We start from the raw sequence: 19,076 nt of genomic DNA, 5'->3' as shown, positions 1-19,076 counted from the left end.
AAAGCCTAGCGTCTTTGCGATTTCCAACATATATAGTATGATTGCTTCGCTCTGCTCGCACTGACAAAGATCACAGATATTTTAGGTTTTGGCTAAAGCCAATGGAATTTTGATAAAAAAAGAACGGGCTAAAGCCCGTTCCTATTGAATTACACGATATCTTTTATTCTGTTAACAACACAGGTTTCTCAAATTCTGTATGTGCTGTAACTGAAATCTACGCCATTTTTTTCAAAATCTTCTCAAAAGTATTGACATTCCTGCTAGTCATTTGATCTTTTAGGCTTTTCTTTCCTAAGACTTTTCCAAATGTAGAATCCAGAGTATTTCCTTTAGGAACCTGCCAGTAGAATATATCATTGACAATTTCTGCTTTTTCATTTTCAGCCTGAGCCGCCTTTTCAAATTCTCCCATTAAAACATTTTCTATCCCTGGCATTCCAACAAAACCGTAAATATGAAGATCCCCATTTTTTTCAAAAGGAATACTATTCCAAAAAACGGCTGTCTCTTCATGAGATTTGATGAACAGGAAAGCTTCATAGGAAAAATACTCAGACATTGCCTTTTCAAGAATTATTTTTAATTCATCAGCCTGTTGATCAGACGAAAAAACAATATTTCCGGAAGCCAATATAGAAGCCACCTCTTTCATTCCGGCTTCCTTAAAAACCTGGCAGACATCTGCCATTTTCATATTTGTTCCTTTTACATTGACACCGCGGAGAAAAGCACAATACTTCATAGGTTACTCGTTTTGAATGTTTTACAGTTCAAATTTCAATCTTCTTAATCCACTCTAATATACAAATTATAGTCTGTTCCGGAAGGCTTCAGATTATAGATCTTTTCCAGTATTTTATTGTCACTTTTCAGATGATCTTTGACCCTAAATTCCTTCAATAATTTATAATGGGTTTGATAATATACTGCATTGGTACCTTCATATAGATTCTGGTATGAAAGTAAATATTTTGGTTTCCTATTTTTAACTGTGTTGATCCAATAATTCGTTTTATCTTTTTTGATCTCCTCCTGAATCTGTTTGTCTACCAGCCCAACTTCATCAATAGTTTTTAGTCCTGAAAAATAAGGAACATACCCAGCAGGTTCCAATAAAATCCATTGATTTTTATCTTTTTCATACTTGTTAAGAAATGTACCTATAGTTCTTCTGTAGTTCCATTCCCCATTTCCAGTGGCAATGGCATGAATGGTCTGGAAAGCCAGCATCGGAACAATATAGAATATAACAAGCAAAGACAGCCATAAGTTTCTTCTTTCTTTCTGTTCCAATACAAAAATAAGAACCGGAACGAAAAGCAAAAGCTGTGGTACCCAATAATACCAGTCAAATAAGCTTTTTTGGGAGATAAAAATAATCTGTTTTACCCATCCGAAAATAAAGATCATCCATAGAAAATAATTTCTCTTTTCTTTTTGTCTGATAAGGTAAATAAAGCAAAGTATTTCAAAAATAAGAACGATCACCGTAATTGGATTAAAAGCTCCCGGAACTTTCAGCATTCCCCAAAAGTTTCCAAAACTTACCAGAAAATAGTCAAGATGTTCCCCGAAAGTCAGTTGTTGCTCATAAAGAAGTTTTTTCGCAGTAATGGTATTATTAACGACTTCTCCAAAATAAAACCAGTTGAAAGCAACCGTTGATAGCACTCCTAAAATTCCACCAAAAATATAGTTCCATCTGATTTTTTTAGTCCAAAACAGATCAACCAGAAATACAATTCCAAGAAATATGACGGTATCAATTCTTGTAAACATAATCAGGATCGGAAGAAGAGTTAACACCCATTTTTTTCCTTTGTTGAACCCATAATATAACAGGGACATTTCCAGGAAAAATAAAAGTCCGTACTCCATTCCAAGGATTGAAATCTTAATGGCAGGAGGCAGGATTCCAATTAGAAAGATAAAAATAGCCTTATGCCAAGGATTTTTAAGAACCAGATGAGATAAGAATAATGTTCCTATGGTGAACAATATGGAATTAAAAATTAAAAGAGGTTCAATAAAATATTCTTTACCAAAAATAAGGTTGAAAATATAAGATACAAAAACATATAAATGGGTAGTAGAAGCAGAGATCTTAGTATTACCATTGAACCCAATTACTCCGTAATCCAGTACATTCTGGGCTACTCTCCAGGTGATGAAGGCATCTTCCTGAATGTAATGTGTTAATAAGAAAAGAAGTTTAAAAACTACCGTAACGATTACGGCATAAATTGGGAACCTGCTTTTTTGTGTTTCTGCCATTATGCATTTTTAGTTCCACAAATATAATCTTAAAATTCAGGAATCCCAATAACAAAAAAACGGAACCGAAGTTCCGTTTTTAAAAGTATTTTATTGTGTTGCTTTGATAATCGCTGAAGTGATCTGATTTTCTTTTTCCTTAGAATAAGTTGAATCAAAAGGTTCCATTACATCAAATAAATATTGGTAGAATGGAGTGATCTTTTGAACATCTTCAGATTCCTTCATTGCTTTTTCTTTGCCCATCTGCTGAAGTTCCTTCACAAAAGCATTGAATTTCTTATCAATCGGCTCAATGGATTTTACCAGATAAGCATAGGCTTTTTCTTTTTGTCCTATCTTCATATAAGCATCTGTAACCGCTGCTACTACAAGAGAATATTCCATTGGCTTTGTTCTCATCTGTCTTCTCACATAGCTTTGATCCGCTTTAGAAAGACTTAAATAATAATCATACTCATCAAAGATTCCTTTTTTAAGTACTTCTGCCAGCTGTAATCCTTTTTGCTCCTGTCCTGCGATGATATATCCGGTTACAATTGAGCTTAATGAACGTGGATCATTGTATTTTTCAGCAGGAATTTCTTTTGCTGCAAGATCCAGGATTTCTAATGCTTTAGCTTTCTGTCCGCTTAATGCTAATGCTGAAGCAGCTCTGCTTGCTGACATTCTGTAGCTGATGATATTAGAAGTTGCAGTTTCATCAAAGTGAGCATTCAGATCTTTAAAGTTCCCCCATTTGAAGTTTTTCACTACATTATAAAGATTGTTAGCATCTACTCTTCCCATATCTCCATCTGCTGATGGCAGCGTTTGAATCGGAATTAATCTGTAACTGAATCCGTCAAACTGAAGATAATCGTTAAGATAGAAAATATTTTCACTGTCATAAATACCTCCTGAAGAGAAGTTAATCGGACGTTTCCAATCGAAATTCGCCAATAGATCCATTAGAATCAGGTTGTTTTTATACAATGTATTTCCCTTGTAAGTAATCATGATCTGATTGGCTACATTAGGAAGATCTGCCTGATTAATAATGCCTGCTTTTAAAGCATTTTCTTTATTGACAGGGAGAATAAATTTGTTTACCGGAAGAATGTTATACTTTTCATATTTCTCTTCTCCGAAGTACATTTTCAATAACTGATCTTTTTCAGGAGATTTAAATTTGATAAACTTAATCGCATCTTTCAGGGTTAAAGAATCCTGTGTAAGGTACTTTCTGAAGTCCTTGAATTCTGTATCCGGAACTCCTTGTTCTTTTAGCATAGAGAAAACACCTTCCCAATCTTCCTTCTTCATCATATAGATCTGGTCGTTTACACCATCTCTGTAATCCTCGTGAGTCAGTTCACTTGGGATGCCCATGGCGTTGTATGTTCTTCTTTTGATCTGATCAAGGTTCCAAGGCGTTGAAGCAAGCGTAAAGTTAACCACTTTTACATCATCTCTGAATCTTTCCGTCTCCTGGATAGCCCAAACCGGATAAGTATCGTTGTCACCATATACGAATAAAATATCGTTCTTTGGTAATGATTTTAATACCGAATATGCATAGTCATAAGCTGTATATCTGTTACTTCTGTCGTGAACATTATAGTTCTGGAATCCCATCATGAAGGGAACTCCTAATAATACAACTCCTAATGCAATGTTAGCCCCATTGGACTTAATTTTAGACTGTACGAACCATAAAATAGCTCCGGCACCCAATCCAATCCAGATGGCAAAAGCGTAGAATGAACCTACCATTGCATAATCTCTTTCTCTTGGTTCGAAAGGTTTTACTCCTGTATAGAAAATAATTCCGACACTGGTAATAATAAATAAGGATAATAAAGCATAGAATCTTCCAAAATCCCTGTTCAATTGGAAAAAGAACCCGATTAAACCTAAAATTAATGGAAGGAAGAAAAATGCAACTGTGCTTTCATTCTTAAATTTGGCAGGCATTTTATCCTGATTTCCTACGTTTACATTATCAATAAAAGGAATTCCGGAAATCCAGTTTCCTTTGGTGCTCTCCATATTTCCTTCAAGGTCATTCTGTCTTCCTACATAGTTCCAAAGCAGGTATCTTACAAAGTAATATCCGTTCTGGAAAGAAATAAAATAATCCATATTCTGAAGCAATGAGGGCTTCTGAACATTGATAAGATTATAAGGTTTTACCTTTAAATAATCTGCAGCTGTAATAGATTTATCATCATATTTAGCTCTCAGTTCATCAAAAATCTGCTTAGCCTGAGGGTTATCTGCCACATCTTCATTCGCATAATTGAATGTAAAATCAGGGGCTCCGTACATTGAAATGTAGTTGGCCATTACATCTTTATCCTCATTGAACATTCTTGGCATTAAGCTTACCTGAGACTGGCTAAAAATATAATTGAATCGGTCTCCGGTTTTTCTATAGGTCCCGGTTTTTTCATCTTTTTCATAAATCTCTCCGGTCTTTTTTGTTTTAAAGCTTCCGTCTTCGTTCTTTTGAATTCCGTTAGCATCAAGGAAAGCTGTATAGTTTTGGCCATAAATGGTTGGCCAGTCTCCATATTGCTCTCTGTTATAATAATCCAGCATACCAATGGCAGTATCCGGGTCATTAAGGTTCATTGGTGGATTCGCATTAGCTCTGATCGGAATAACCATCCAACAAGAAAAACCAATCATCATAAAAACTACAGATAAAGCAGCAGTTTGATAAATATTCTTTTTTGCTTTTCTCGCATACTTAATCAGGAAATAGCAGATCACTACCATTAAGATAAATGCTGCAATAGTTCCTGAGTGGAAAGGAAGTCCAAGACCATTCACAAAGAAAATCTCCAATCTTCCGAACATTGTCATGATCAAAGGGAAAATAATTTTGAAAACGACGATCAAAATCCCTAATGTAATAAGGTTCGCCCAAATAAAATTCTTCCACGTAAACTTATAGTTTCTTGCATAATATACAAGACATACCATAGGCGTTGCGAGCATACACATCATGTGCACTCCAACGGAAAGTCCTAAAACGAAGAAAATAAGGATAACCCATCTCTCACTGTCTGCTGCCTGATACTCATTTTCCCATTTGGTAATCAACCAGACCAAAAGCGCGATAAACATAGAAGCCATAGAGTAAACCTCTCCTTCTACCGCCGAGAACCAGAAGGTATCTGAGAAGGTGAAGCACAATGCTCCTATTGCTCCGGCAAACAAGATAGAGATTTCCTGATGTTTTGTAATTTCTTCAAAATCTTTGTTGAGCAATCTTCTCACAAAATGAGTAATCGTCCAAAACAAAAATAAAATAGTCAGCGCGCTGAACAATGCAGACATCGCGTTGATTACGATGGAGTAATTTTCGCCTTTCCCTAATGCAAAAATGGCTGCCACGGCACCCACTATCTGGAATAAAGCCGCTCCGGGAGCATGCGTTACTTCAAGTTTTACTGCAGAAGAAATGTACTCACCACAATCCCAAAAGCTGAAATTAGGTTCTATCGTGGACAAGTACGTGAAAAACGCAATGACGAAAACCACCCATCCTAAAACGGTGTTCCATTGCCTAAAAGTCCAATTTTTCATAGTATTAAATCAATTATGCGAAAATAAGGCTTTTATATTATTTTATATTGTTTTTAACAAATTTTAAAAACTTGGCGCAAAATTTGCGATTATACTCCTGCTAAAACTGTAAACAGGAAAAATATTTTTTACGAAACGATGCCCTAGAAATCAAACAAAAGTTTAGTAATTATTTATTTTTTTGTATTTTTGCAGTCAGATTTTTATTGAAAATAACAAATAATGAGTAATGTTTACGATAATATTCTTGGCCTAATAGGACATACTCCTATGGTGAAGCTAAATACTGTTACAAAAGATATTCCAGCAACCGTTTATGCCAAGTTAGAATCATATAATCCTGGACATTCCACCAAAGACCGAATCGCACTTCATATTATTGAGAACGCAGAGGAGAGAGGCTTATTGAAAGAAGATTCCGTAGTTGTAGAAACTACATCGGGAAACACTGGGTTTTCTATTGCAATGGTATGTATCATCAAGGGATATAAATGTATTCTCGCTGTAAGCGACAAAACAAAACCTGAGAAAATTGCTTATCTAAAAGCATTAGGAGCGACTGTATATATATGTCCTGCCAATGTACCTGCGGATGATCCAAGATCTTATTATGAAGTAGCGAAAAGGATCGCTTTGGAAACTCCCAATTCTATTTACATCAATCAGTACTTTAATGAACTGAATATTGATGCCCATTACCAGACCACCGGTCCTGAGATCTGGGAGCAGACAGAAGGTAAGATCACTCACCTTTTTGCCTGCACCGGAACAGGAGGTACTTTATCTGGTTCAGCAAAGTTTTTGAAGGAGAAAAACCCGGATATTAAAATTATCGGGGTGGATGCAGATGGTTCTATATTAAAAAGCTATCACGAGACAGGTGAGATTCACAAGGAAGATGTACACCCTTATCAGATCGAGGGAATGGGAAAAAATTTGATCCCTGCCGCTCTTCTTTTCGATAAGGTAGATGAGTTTGTAAGGGTAAATGATGAGATGTCAGCCTACAGAACCCGTGAAATTGCTTTGAAGGAAGCTATTATGGGAGGGTATACTACAGGAGCTGTCACCCAGGGACTGATACAATATGCAAATTCGCACGAATTAACCGAAAATGATATGGTTGTATTAATCTATCCTGACCACGGTTCAAGATACATCACTAAAGTATACAGTGATAAATGGATGGCCGAACAGGGGTTTGTTAACAACTGTGTCCACAATTATGACGAAGTCTTCAAGACTGAGTTTATTAAATAACAATAAATAAAATCACGATATAATAAAGCCTTTTGCGTGTTCTACAAAAAAGGCTTTTTTACTTAAAAATTACGATACAATGTTGGATATTTTTGAAAGAATAAAAGAAAATCCAGGACCTCTTGGACAATTTGCAGATTACGGAGAAGGATATTTTATTTTCCCAAGATTAGAGGGACCTATCGGCCCGAGAATGCAGTTTCAGGGTAGAGAAGTAATTTTCTGGAGTGCCAATGATTATTTAGGATTGTGTAATCATCCTGAAGTAATTGAAGCAGATGCCAAGGCGGCTGCAGAATATGGAATGTTCTATCCGATGGGAGCAAGAGCGATGTCTGGAGAAACAGATCAGCACCTTCAGTTGGAAAGAGAATTGGCAGACTTCGTACAAAAAGAATCAGCATATTTATTGAATTTCGGTTACCAGGGAATGGTTTCTACGATTGATGCCTTGGTAAGCAGAAACGATGTTATCGTTTACGATATGGATTCTCATGCCTGTATCGTGGATGGAGTAAGACTTCATTCTGGTAAAAGATTTACCTACAAGCATAATGATATGGAAAGCCTTGAAAAAAACCTTCAGAGAGCTACCAAAGTAGCAGAAGAAACGGGAGGAGGAATCCTTGTGATTACTGAAGGAGTTTTCGGGATGAGAGGACAGCAAGGAAAAATCAAAGAGATTTGCGAGCTTAAATCAAAATATCAATTCAGACTTCTAGTAGATGATGCTCACGGTTTCGGAACACTAGGTAAAACGGGTGCCGGAGTAGGTGAAGAGCAAGACTGTAACGATCAGATCGACGTATATTTCTCTACTTTTGCAAAATCAATGGCTGGTTTCGGAGCATTCCTTGCGGGTGACAAAGAAATCATCAGATACCTGAAGTTCAACCTAAGATCACAAATCTTTGCAAAATCTCTTACGATGCCAATGGTAATCGGAGGATTGAAAAGATTAGAGCTATTGAGATCGAGACCAGAAATCAAAGCTAAACTTTGGGAAAATGTAGAAAAACTACAGAGCGGATTAAAAGAAAGAGGATTCAACATCGGAGATACGAATACTTGTGTTACTCCGGTAATGATGCAGGGAACTCCTGTAGAAGCTACTCTATTGGTAAAAGATCTTAGAGAGAATTACGGGATCTTTACCTCAGTAGTGGTCTATCCGGTAATTCCTAAGGGAATGATTCTTTTAAGACTGATTCCTACCGCTTCTCATACGGATTCAGAAATTAATGAAACTCTGGCCGCGTTTGAAGCGATTCACGATAAACTAGTAAGTGGTTACTATAAAGAGCAGGAACAATTATTACTGCAGGAACAGGGATTAAGTTTTAAACCGATCTAATCTTTAACAAAATAATAAAAAACCACTGATTGATTCAGTGGTTTTTTGTTTTAAAAACTATACACTATAAAATGCAAATAAAACTTAGAGGTTATTTATTGGGGGTTTTGTCGGCGGTTTCATATGGATTGATTCCGATTTTTATCCTACCGATTAAACAGGCTCATTTTTCAATGGATATTACACTGTTTTACAGGTTTTTCTTTTCAGCCATAATAGTGGGTGGATATCTCATTTATTCTAAACAAAACTTCAGAATCAATAAAAAGGAAGCTTTAATATTAGCTATTCTGGGAGTATGCTATGCTCTTTCTTCTGAATTTTTGTTCATAGGATATGATTTTCTTACCCCGGGAATTGCTTCTACAGTTTTATTTATTTATCCCGTTATTGTAGCATTGATTATGTTTTTCTTTTATAAAGAGAAACTCACCAAATTATCTATTGCTTCATTATTTCTTGCCTTTGCCGGCGTCATTGTTTTATGCCTGAAAGGAAATGGTTTTGAAATCAATTTTGCAGGATTGGGAATCGTTATGCTCAGTTCATTGTTTTATGCCCTTTATATGGTAATTGTCAATAAATCGAAACTGAAAGTTTCCGGGTTTAAACTTACCTTCTACTCGATGCTTTTTACGTCTGTATTTTTTATGAGCAAGTCTGTTATTGGACATCAATCATTTGCAATCCCTTCGATAACTATTTTTATTAACTTTCTTATTTTTGCATTTCTTACTACAGTTATTTCCAGTTTATGTCTGGTGTATGCTATTAAGAGCATTGGTTCTACTCCGGTTGCTATTTTAGGTGCACTGGAGCCTGTTGTCGCTGTAATGGTAAGTGTCTTTATGTTTAATGAAAAGTTTACCACCAACTTACTGATTGGAATTACACTTATTTTACTGGGCGTAATACTGAATGTTATTTCTGACCGGAAGAGCACAGTTCACTTGTAAAGCGTTTAAAGTAATTTATAAAAATAGCCCCGGAGAACAGGAATTCTCCGGGGTTTATATTTTGTAGGATGGAAGTTATGATAATCTTCCAGCCTCTAGCTTCACTCATCATTATTTTCCAAATATTTTTTTGAAAAAGCCTCCGGAATAATTACGTTTATTTTCTGCTTCGGCAGTTTTCAGATTTTCTTCTGCTATAGGTGAATGATTGTACTGTAAAGACAATTTTAGATTTTCTGCTGCTTCAGAATATTGAGCTAAGTCTAATTGTGCTGTTCCTAAATGTTCATAAATCTCCGCAATAATTTCAGCGGTTACTCCATCCTGTTGAGGCAAAGCCTGAAGAGCCAGCAAAGCATATTCAACCGTCTTTTCATTTTCCTGCAAATGATACCCACAGTGAACCGCCCAATAACAGCACCAGAAATCTTCATTTCCTAAAGCTATACTCTGTTCAAAACTTTCAAATGCCGTTGCTTCATCACGAAGTTTCGCAACCTGAATATATCCCATATTGTATAAAGCCACCTGCGCAGATCTTATCTTATTTTGTTCTGACGCAAAATGTATAGCATACTGCAAACATTCCAGCGCTTTTGCATAGTTTTCTTCTTCTAAAAAAATATTGGAACGGCTGATGAGTATACTTGGATTATCCGGCATTTCCTCCAAAATACGATCAGCTTCTTTTGAAGCCATAGCTGGATCTGGTTGTATTCCTGTCTGTTCTTCAATTTTTGATTTATGGATATAAAAATTAGTAAAGCATCGTACAATTTCCGGATGGGTCAGTAAAGGATCTGTCGTATCTAATTCATGATAACTTTCCAACCCTGCATTAATCCATTCCATAGCAGACGTATCATCTTTCAATTCCATATAACTGTAACAAAGCTGGTCTATACTATTAAAGTAGGTTACAGAATCCATGTCATTTATAAAATCCTCCATGAACTGTTCCCCATCTGCTATAGCTTCTTTGAGATATCCTGCTTCTAAGTACGCATTAAATCTATTCTGGAGAATGTACATGAAATAACTGAATTTCATCCCTTCCGTAGTGACAGCAATAGCTTCATCATATTTTTCCTGGCTGATAAGCTCTGCGGCTAAATTATTACAGCACATCGCAAAGGTATGAGGATCTTCATTATAGGAATCTCCGTTTCTTTCAACCAACGTTTTATGATAAAGACGATAAGCTACAGTATAACAGTCTCTTTTCAATTGGGTAAGTCTCTCCTTTTCAAATTCAGATATTTGAGGGTTTTGGTTGAGAATTCTATTAATTTCAACACCAGCGTTATAGGCCTCCATGGCTTCGGAAGTTTCGGGATTTACATCCAGCAACAGAAAATCAGGATTAACATTTTCTTTATTATTAATCATAAACAGTCTCACCTGTAAAGTTGGAGATGGTACCAAAGACATTGCTTTTTCATAATAAGGAACTGCTTCCTCCCATTGATCCATCCAATAGAAAGCAGAACCGGCATGACGATGGCACCAAGGGTGATTCGGACTGATACTGATTCCCTGTTTGCTCCATTCTACACACTGAATAAGAGCTTTTTCACGGTTACTCGTAAATATTTCGTAATGATCCAGAGCAATGAGTCCTAATATGGCGCAAAGATCAGAATCCGGAGAAGTTTCATTTAAAGAATTAGCCCAGAGGTAGATTTCCTTAAGCTCTTCTCTATCATCCGGAAGAGCATGCCCTTTGATCCAGTTTTTAGCAGCAACAGCATAGTTTTTCTGACGGAATGCTTCAATGGCTTCCTGATGTAATGTATTCACGGTCTTATCTTTAGATTTATATATTCTTTTCTTTCAGCTACTCTTCATTCATTGCTGTAAAAGCTTTTCCTATTTTAGGATACCATTCTAAAGATTCTCTAAAGAGATTCCAATCGTAAAGAAAGTTCAGGAAATGCATATTTACTATCTTTACACTACAGATATCCCATTTCAGGATTGTTGATGCATTAAGTATATTGTGTTTTTTTTCATCATTTGTGAGGTTTAATGTTCTATTTTCAACCCATCAATAGTAATAACATTACAGCTTAGATTCATGAACATCCCACTGTACTCTCCCATCGCCTGATCGTTCATAATATCCATTGTGGCCGATTGAAAATCAATTTTTCGGGAAGGTAATTTCCCATAAGTATCTGTTACTGTAATCTGACCATCCAAACCTGCTTTGTTTTGGATAAATGCTCTTAAAAAAGGAATATCCTGTTTTTCAAAATCCAATGATATATAAAATGCTTTAGCCTCCCCTGATTTATTATTCTCAGGGGTTAATAAAGTTCTGTTATAGGATATGGTATAGGATTTAATAACAGAAACAATCTGATTTTTTCCATCTTTCACAGATACTTGAATTTTCATCCGCTTTTCATCTGTCTGCTGGGAAAGCAGCATTTTGGCAGGAAAAAATAAAATAAGGAAAGTCAGGAATTTATATATAGTTTTCATGGCTATTGCACTAATATTCTATGCAAGATTAAATATTCGAATGACTATTTGCCAGCATCAATTGGTATATATACATTTTGAATTGGTATTTGGTAAAAAACTGGTGACAATGTGTTTAATTAGGTTCAAATTTTCCCTTAAAATCAGCATTTTAAAACCAGTGCTATTTTGTTAATCCTTCCACAATGTATAATTTAGCCCAATCTATCAACTGAAATGATCAAAAAAAACGACATAACCCAACTTCTATTTTGCTTTATATTTTGCTGGATTTCCTGTGGCTCCATAAAAGCTCAGCAAGTATCTTCTGCCGAACATGCAGCCAGTGAAGGATATTCCAAAAGGTTTACTGACTCGTCAGCAAGTCTCAAAATGCAGATGGCAGCTCTTCAAGTTTCTCAAAAAACAGGAAATAAAGAAGATGAAGCGATTTGTAGTGCGTATCTTGCCCTAACCCATAAACGTCTTCTTCATCTCAAGGAATTCACAAAATACACAGAAAGGTCCTATGACATTGCCAAGTCTTTAAAAAGTGATCGTGCAAAAGCTTTTGCTAATGCTGCGATGGGATATCTCAAATCATATACTGATGATAAGTCACAGGCTCTTACTTATTTTTTGAAAGCTTATGCTTTATTTAATACAATGCAGAGCTACGACCAATCTGCTAAACTCGGTGCGGATATCTCTTACCTCTTTTCACCAGATTCTCCTGAAAAAGTTAAAAAATATGCTGATGAAGGACTTTCATTCGCGGAAAAATCTGGGAATCCTGAAAGTATTCTTCATGCAAGACTGGCGGTAGGAAATTATCTTTCTGATCTCATTGTTTCAGGAAACACCGGTCGTTGGCAGGATGCCATTTTGTTTTTTAAACAAACCATTGCTTTTATAGAAAAAAATGAAGCCAAAATAGATAGTAAAAGTAATATCGGAATTGCCTATATCAACCTTGCTGCTTTATATATGAATGGGCCTAAGCCAATTGATGAAAATTCATTTTTATCTGCATTGGAAAAAGCTTTACTTATTGGGAAACAGTATGGTATCAAAAGCGTATACCGAAGTTCTATGGGGTTACGCGGACAGTATTATGTATCAAAAGGAGAATACAGAACCGCAGAACATCTTTTTAAAGAAGGAATTACCTATCAACAGACTCTGCCCTACAAAGACAATTATCTTTTGGCAGCATTTTATGAATGTCTGAAAAATATTGCAGCAGAAGAAAAAGACTATAAAGCCTATCTTGAATACGATACATTTTTTATCAAATATAATAAACTAAAGTATGACGAATCAACTCAGCAGATCCTTCAGAATGCTGATGCCAAATATGAATCAGAAAAGAAAATAGCTCGTATTCAGCAACTGGAGCAGGAAAATAAACTTCAGAAAAAAAATCAGTTATTAGGATATGGAATTTCCGCAGTGTTACTTGTGGGACTTGTCTTTATGTATCGGTCTTACTATTTCCGACAGCGTTATCATCAGAAAAGAGAAGATTTCCTTCAACAACAACAAACCAATAATGAACTTAAAATGGAACTTTTGGAAAAGGAAACATTGGAAAGCTTAGCGGAAAAACTATCTCTTGAAAGAAGACTGTTACAATCTCAGATGGATCCGCATTTTATCTTTAATGCATTAGGAAATATCCAGGGAATGATTCTCAGAAAAGATACAGATCTTGCAGTATTGTATCTTGGAAAATTTGCCAAACTCAGTCGAAGAGTACTAGAACAATCCCGCATGGAAACGATTACTCTTGAAGAAGAAATACATACGTTGGAAAACTATATTGAACTTCAGCAGCTTCGTTTAAATCGAAGTTTTGATTACCAAATACAATGTGAAGAATCTGTAGATCAGCAGCTTCATATTCCTCCACTTTTAATACAGCCATTCGTTGAAAACGCCATTGAGCATGGATTAAAACCTTTAGAAGCCTTCCAAAAAGGAGTATTATTCATTAATTTTGAAGAAAAGCCGGAAGAAAACCTTCTCATTTGTACAATCAGGGATAATGGAATCGGACTTACCGCTTCCAGAAAGCAGAAAACAGATGATTCTCATCGTTCTCTTTCGACTAAGATTACGGATGAGAGATTGCTTCTTATGCTTAAAGATAATTCAAGGGCAAAACTTGAAGTAAGGGAAATGACCATTGATAAAGATGGTCAGCAAGGCTGCATGGTAACATTATTTATTCCAATATTATAAAATATGTACAAAACAATAATCATAGAAGACGAATATCACTTACGGGAAGCTTTGTCCATTATGTTGGAAATGATTGCTCCGGATAAAATCCAGATCATAGGCTATGCTGAAAGTGCTGATGAAGCAGCAAAACTTATTAACAGGCTACAGCCTGATCTTGTTTTTATGGATATTATGTTAAAAAATGGAACAGGATTCGAGGTACTTCAACAAATTTCTTACCGGAAATTTCATTTGATTTTTACAACGGCTTATGAAGAATACGCTATTCGGGCATTCAAATTCAGCGCTTTGGATTATTTACTAAAACCTATTGATGCTGAGGAACTTGAAATAGCAATTAACAGAATTTCAGGAATAAAGGAACGTTTTCTTGAAGAACAACAGGTACATGAACTCAGTCATAATATGCACAGAACTCCCCAAAGAATCATCCTCCCTACCCAGGAAGCAATGCATGTGGTAAAGATCAACCAGATTATGCATTGTGAAACTTCCGGTTCCTATACTACTTTCTACCTAAATGATGGAAAGAAAATCATGATTTCCAAACCTCTTAAAAACTATGAAAGCATTCTCCTCCCACCTGATTTTTTCCGGGTACATCAGTCTTTCCTAATTAATACCAATTATATTGTAAGTTATTCCAGAGAAGGGATGGTTGAAATGGAAAACGGAGCCAGTATTCCGATATCAAGGGCAAAGAAAGAAGCTTTTTTTAAACTGATGAAGGAAGAATAAAATTACCGGAATATCATTTTTTGCCAACATCTACTGAATACCAATTGAAAGTTGCCATTAACCAATCAGTTATTGATAGATGAAATCTACTGTTCTACCTTTGACAAAAAATATTCAATATGAACAGTAAAACAATTTCTATTTTAAGTTATGTAACAATTATCGGATGGATCATTGCTTATGTTAAAAGCAAAGACTTGCATGCTAAAAATGACCTGGCTAACTATCATTTGGAACAAGGGCTAGGATTCTTCTTATTAACTGTCGTTATCAATGTTCTTCTTTCCATCGTAATCCCCATTCTTCCTGCCTTATCTTTTTTAAATTATATAGGATTGATTTTATTAATCTTATGGGTATTTGGGATTATTAATGCTGCCAATGAACAGAAAAAACCTATTCCGGTGATCGGAAAAATGTTTGAGAATAAATTTGGCTTTTTAGCAAAATAAAACTTATCTCCTTATATTGCATCTATCCTATTTTCTCTACAATAAGTAGATGCAATAGGCTTAAAGTTTATGAAAGAATTACAACAACTCACAAAAGATCAATTATATACCCGACTTAAAAATCACTCAGAAAGTTTTTATTCTACAGTTTCATCAACATTGGATTTCACTTTTTTCGAAGACCACTCTTTAGAGGAAGAAGATCTTTCAGAATTTATTGAATTGTTGGATGAGGAAATTGCGGAAAAGATAAAAGCAGCTTCTTTAGATTCCAATAATGATGATGATACGCCTACGATTATCCTTGCAGAAAACGAAGAACCGAACACTTTTGATTTAACTACAGAAGACGGAGAAGGATATAAAATCATCTTATCCGAGCAAGACATTGACCTTTCCGAAGATCTTTTTGTGGAGGATTACGTTGTACTTATTGTTATCGGAAATATACAGGCCAAAAATATCATTGTTAATGGTTGTCTTTATTGTTCAGGAAATATTTCCTGTAATATTTTGTTTGGAGCATCCGGCAACGATAATGAAACGTATAGTAATGGAAATATAACCAGTTCCCTTATTGCAGAAAACGGACATTACACTGTTGCAGAAGGCAGTATACATTCAACATATTTAATAAGTCTTCACAATGTAATTGAGGGAAAAACAGGCAGATTTATAGAAAATATAAGTTTAGATGGTTCTCATGAAGCCGAATTTTTACATCCTGAACTTATAGATGAAAATGGATATTTTGACGAAGAATCTTTTCTTAATTTCATCAGTAATCATACTGTTGATACTGTATTTAAATAGCTATAATTTATTTTTAAACGCAAAATTAAAATAATTCTAACGTTTTATTTTAGAGAGCTAAGGAACCGACTTAGTCGTTGAAGCTGTGTGGGTATGCGCTCGCTTAATAAGAATCAATGAAATTGATTCCATCTTTTGCTTTCTTGAAATATTCAGCTTAATTATAAAAAACTTTGCGTCAAAAATAGTAGATATTTATTTTTAAACGCAAAGCTAAAATTATTCTAATATCTTATTTTAGGGAGCTAAGGAGCTGACTTCGTCATTGAAGAAGCTTTATAGCTATGCGCTCGCTTAATAAGAATCAATTTCATTGATTCCATCTTTTGCTCCCTTAAAATATCCAACTTAATAATAAAAACTTTGCGTCAAAACAAAATTCAAAATATCTACCCATCCTTTTACCTTATTGAAATTCTAAAAAACTACACTATTTAATTCGTGCATTCGTGGCATAAATTTTTAAGTCACAAATGCAAAAATTTTTCTTTTTTTGGTAATACTATAACACTATACGATGATCTACGAAATCAGTGAGATCTCCGAGAAAATAATTCAAAGCATACAGGTATTATTTCAACCCTGTTTATAATCAGAGCAAAAAATTTTTTTCTAAAAAAACTTTAGAATAACTTTGCAAAAAATTTCTGTTGAAAGACCTACTTCTTATTACTCCGCCTTTTACCCAACTTAACACTCCTTATCCGGCAACTGCTTATATTAAAGGATTTTTAAATACCAAAAATATTTCCAGTTATCAGATTGATTTAGGAATAGATGTTATTTTGGAATTATTTTCAAAAGGTGGATTACAAAAGGTTTTCAATAAAGAAATTGATATTCATAATGCTTCTGAAAACGCTCAGAGAATCTATGCGTTAAGAGAAGAATATTTAAAAACCATCGATCAGGTTATTCCTTTTTTACAAGGGAAAACACCAACATTGGCGAGGCAGATCTGCAGCATGAACTTTCTCCCGGAAGCTTCCCGTTTCAACCAATTGGATGATATGGAATTTGCCTTCGGAAACATGGGTTTACAAGATAAAGCTAAACATTTGGCGACTTTATATCTGGAGGACATTTCAGATTATATCGTTGAAAATATTGATGCTGACTTCGGTTTCAGCAGATATGCTGAGCGTCTTGGAAAGAGCGCCAATTCTTTTGATGAATTGTATTCAAAATTATCCGATCAGCAAACATTTATCGATGATTTTACTTTAACAATTCTTCAGAAAAAAATAAAAGAAGTTCAGCCTAAATTGGTTTGTTTTTCTATTCCTTTTCCTGGAAACTTATATTCGGCTTTCAAATCCGCACAATTTATCAAGAGAAATTACCCGCATATTAAAATCGCAATGGGCGGAGGTTTTCCCAACACAGAATTAAGAGAAATAAAAGATCAAAGAGTATTTGAATTCTTTGATTTTATTACTCTTGATGATGGTGAAATTCCTCTTGAGCTTCTATGTGAAAATGTTTTTGGTCATTCTGGGCAAAGTGAAGAATCTCAATATAAAAGGACTTTTTTAATTGAAAATCAGGAAGTCGTTTATAAGAACAATTCCAAAAGGCACGACTATAAGCAGTCGGATATTGGAACTCCAGATTATACCGATTTAAAACTGGATCAATACATTTCTGTTATTGAAATAGCCAATCCAATGCACAGTTTATGGAGTGACGGAAGATGGAATAAACTAACGATGGCCCATGGATGTTATTGGGGGAAATGTACATTCTGTGATATCTCTTTAGATTATATTAAAATTTACGAACCTATCTCTGCCAAAATTCTGGTTGATAGAATGGAGGAACTCATTAAAACTACAGGAGAAACCGGTTTCCATTTTGTAGATGAAGCAGCACCTCCTGCCTTGATGAGAGAAGTAGCCCTTGAAATTTTAAGAAGAAATCTTGTCGTTACCTGGTGGACGAATATCCGTTTTGAGAAAAGTTTCACCCGTGATTTGTGTTATTTATTAAAACTTTCAGGTTGTGTCGCAGTTTCCGGTGGATTGGAAGTGGCAAGTGATCGCTTGTTGAAATTAATTGATAAAGGGATTTCTGTGGAACAAGTTGCAAAAGTGACAAGAAATTTTACAGAAGCCGGAATTATGATCCATGCTTATCTGATGTATGGCTACCCAACACAAACCATTCAGGAAACGATTGATTCTATGGAAATGATTCGTCAGTTATTTGAAATGGGAATTTTACAAAGTGGTTTTTGGCATCAGTTCGCAATGACTGCTCATTCACCAGTTGGACTAAATCCAGAAGAATTTGGAGTTACTCCCATCAAGCAAGAAATTCTATTTGCAAATAATGATATTGACTTTACAGACAAAACAGGGATCGATCATAATAAATTTAGTTCAGGTTTAAAAAAATCTTTATTCAATTATATGCATGGAGTTAATTTTGAACTTCCTCTTCAAGAGTGGTTTGATTTTAAAATTCCAAGAACAACAATTCATCCCGATTATATTCATGATAGCTTATTGGAAGATGAAGATTTTAAATTCAAAGGAAATTCAAAAATTGTCTTTTTAACTAAAAATGTAATCGCTGAGAATCGCATAAAAAATAAAAAGAAATATTCTGGTACATATACGCTTCTTACATTCCACCTAAAAACCAATATTGTTAAGGTGGAGATGGAACAGGACAAAGCAGAATGGCTGACGAGCATGTTGGAAGAATATTCAATAGACAATCAGAAAAAACCTACAGCTCAACAACTTAAGAATCATTTTGAAGAGAATTTTGAAGATTTCGAATTGTTCTGGTTCTCAAAACCAATGCAACAATTGAAGGAAAATGGAGTAATTTTGAGTTTATAAAATTGCAGCAATTTTTCTCAGGGATTTTCTAAATAGCAGAATTTTCTAAATGCAAGGGTAAAAATAGGTTTTGGCTAAAGCCAATGGA

Annotated in this window: 13 protein-coding genes; 8 read left to right on the top strand and 5 right to left on the bottom strand. The window is 35.0% G+C overall.

The genetic code is table 11. From position 1 onward, the window contains the following. Nucleotides 1-217 precede the first annotated feature (217 nt). The 3 genes from EG344_RS21520 to EG344_RS21510 form a co-directional block, all read right to left on the bottom strand. Nucleotides 218-745, bottom strand: coding sequence for a DUF1697 domain-containing protein (locus EG344_RS21520; RefSeq protein ID WP_123911348.1), 528 nt, complete (start codon nt 743-745; stop codon nt 218-220). A gap of 44 nt (nt 746-789) precedes the next feature. After that, a complete protein-coding gene (locus tag EG344_RS21515) occupies nt 790-2,277 on the bottom strand; it encodes a hypothetical protein (RefSeq protein WP_123911347.1) in 1,488 nt (495 codons plus the stop codon). Between the two features lie 90 nt (nt 2,278-2,367). Beyond that, nucleotides 2,368-5,853, bottom strand: coding sequence for a DUF2723 domain-containing protein (locus EG344_RS21510; protein WP_123911346.1), 3,486 nt, complete (start codon nt 5,851-5,853; stop codon nt 2,368-2,370). 222 nt (nt 5,854-6,075) lie between these two features. Here EG344_RS21510 and EG344_RS21505 point away from each other — a divergent pair, with 222 nt between their 5' ends. The 3 genes from EG344_RS21505 to EG344_RS21495 all read left to right on the top strand — a co-directional run bounded on the left by EG344_RS21505 (nt 6,076) and on the right by EG344_RS21495 (nt 9,423). Then, on the top strand, nt 6,076-7,113 hold the full coding sequence (locus EG344_RS21505; protein ID WP_123911345.1) for a PLP-dependent cysteine synthase family protein: 1,038 nt from the start codon (nt 6,076-6,078) through the stop codon (nt 7,111-7,113). A gap of 82 nt (nt 7,114-7,195) precedes the next feature. Then, a complete protein-coding gene (locus tag EG344_RS21500) occupies nt 7,196-8,467 on the top strand; it encodes an aminotransferase class I/II-fold pyridoxal phosphate-dependent enzyme (protein WP_185145615.1) in 1,272 nt (423 codons plus the stop codon). A gap of 71 nt (nt 8,468-8,538) precedes the next feature. Continuing rightward, nucleotides 8,539-9,423, top strand: a complete 885-nt coding sequence (locus tag EG344_RS21495) for a DMT family transporter (protein WP_228412795.1) — start codon at nt 8,539-8,541, stop codon at nt 9,421-9,423. A gap of 111 nt (nt 9,424-9,534) precedes the next feature. Here EG344_RS21495 and EG344_RS21490 read toward each other — a convergent pair whose 3' ends face one another. Both EG344_RS21490 and EG344_RS21485 read right to left on the bottom strand, forming a co-directional pair. Beyond that, on the bottom strand, nt 9,535-11,223 hold the full coding sequence (locus tag EG344_RS21490; protein ID WP_123911343.1) for a tetratricopeptide repeat protein: 1,689 nt from the start codon (nt 11,221-11,223) through the stop codon (nt 9,535-9,537). A gap of 225 nt (nt 11,224-11,448) precedes the next feature. Continuing rightward, a complete protein-coding gene (locus EG344_RS21485) occupies nt 11,449-11,910 on the bottom strand; it encodes a hypothetical protein (RefSeq protein WP_123911342.1) in 462 nt (153 codons plus the stop codon). Between the two features lie 216 nt (nt 11,911-12,126). Here EG344_RS21485 and EG344_RS21480 point away from each other — a divergent pair, with 216 nt between their 5' ends. The 5 genes from EG344_RS21480 to EG344_RS21460 all read left to right on the top strand — a co-directional run bounded on the left by EG344_RS21480 (nt 12,127) and on the right by EG344_RS21460 (nt 18,988). Further along, nucleotides 12,127-14,133 (top strand): sensor histidine kinase, encoded by a 2,007-nt coding sequence (locus tag EG344_RS21480; protein WP_123911341.1) that lies wholly within the window; start codon nt 12,127-12,129, stop codon nt 14,131-14,133. A gap of 3 nt (nt 14,134-14,136) precedes the next feature. Further along, a complete protein-coding gene (locus tag EG344_RS21475) occupies nt 14,137-14,874 on the top strand; it encodes a LytR/AlgR family response regulator transcription factor (protein ID WP_123911340.1) in 738 nt (245 codons plus the stop codon). Between the two features lie 119 nt (nt 14,875-14,993). Then, nucleotides 14,994-15,326: a DUF4870 domain-containing protein gene (locus EG344_RS21470; protein ID WP_123911339.1), complete on the top strand. Its 333-nt coding sequence runs from the start codon at nt 14,994-14,996 to the stop codon at nt 15,324-15,326. 69 nt (nt 15,327-15,395) lie between these two features. Then, on the top strand, nt 15,396-16,139 hold the full coding sequence (locus EG344_RS21465; protein WP_123911338.1) for a hypothetical protein: 744 nt from the start codon (nt 15,396-15,398) through the stop codon (nt 16,137-16,139). 650 nt (nt 16,140-16,789) lie between these two features. Further along, nucleotides 16,790-18,988 (top strand): B12-binding domain-containing radical SAM protein, encoded by a 2,199-nt coding sequence (locus EG344_RS21460; RefSeq protein WP_123911337.1) that lies wholly within the window; start codon nt 16,790-16,792, stop codon nt 18,986-18,988. Nucleotides 18,989-19,076: the final 88 nt, after the last annotated feature.

The sequence above is a fragment of the Chryseobacterium sp. G0162 genome (genome assembly GCF_003815715.1).
Lineage (GTDB): Bacteria > Bacteroidota > Bacteroidia > Flavobacteriales > Weeksellaceae > Chryseobacterium.
The sequence above is the reverse complement of the archived record's forward strand: the minus strand, read 5'-3'. Positions and strand labels throughout refer to the sequence as shown.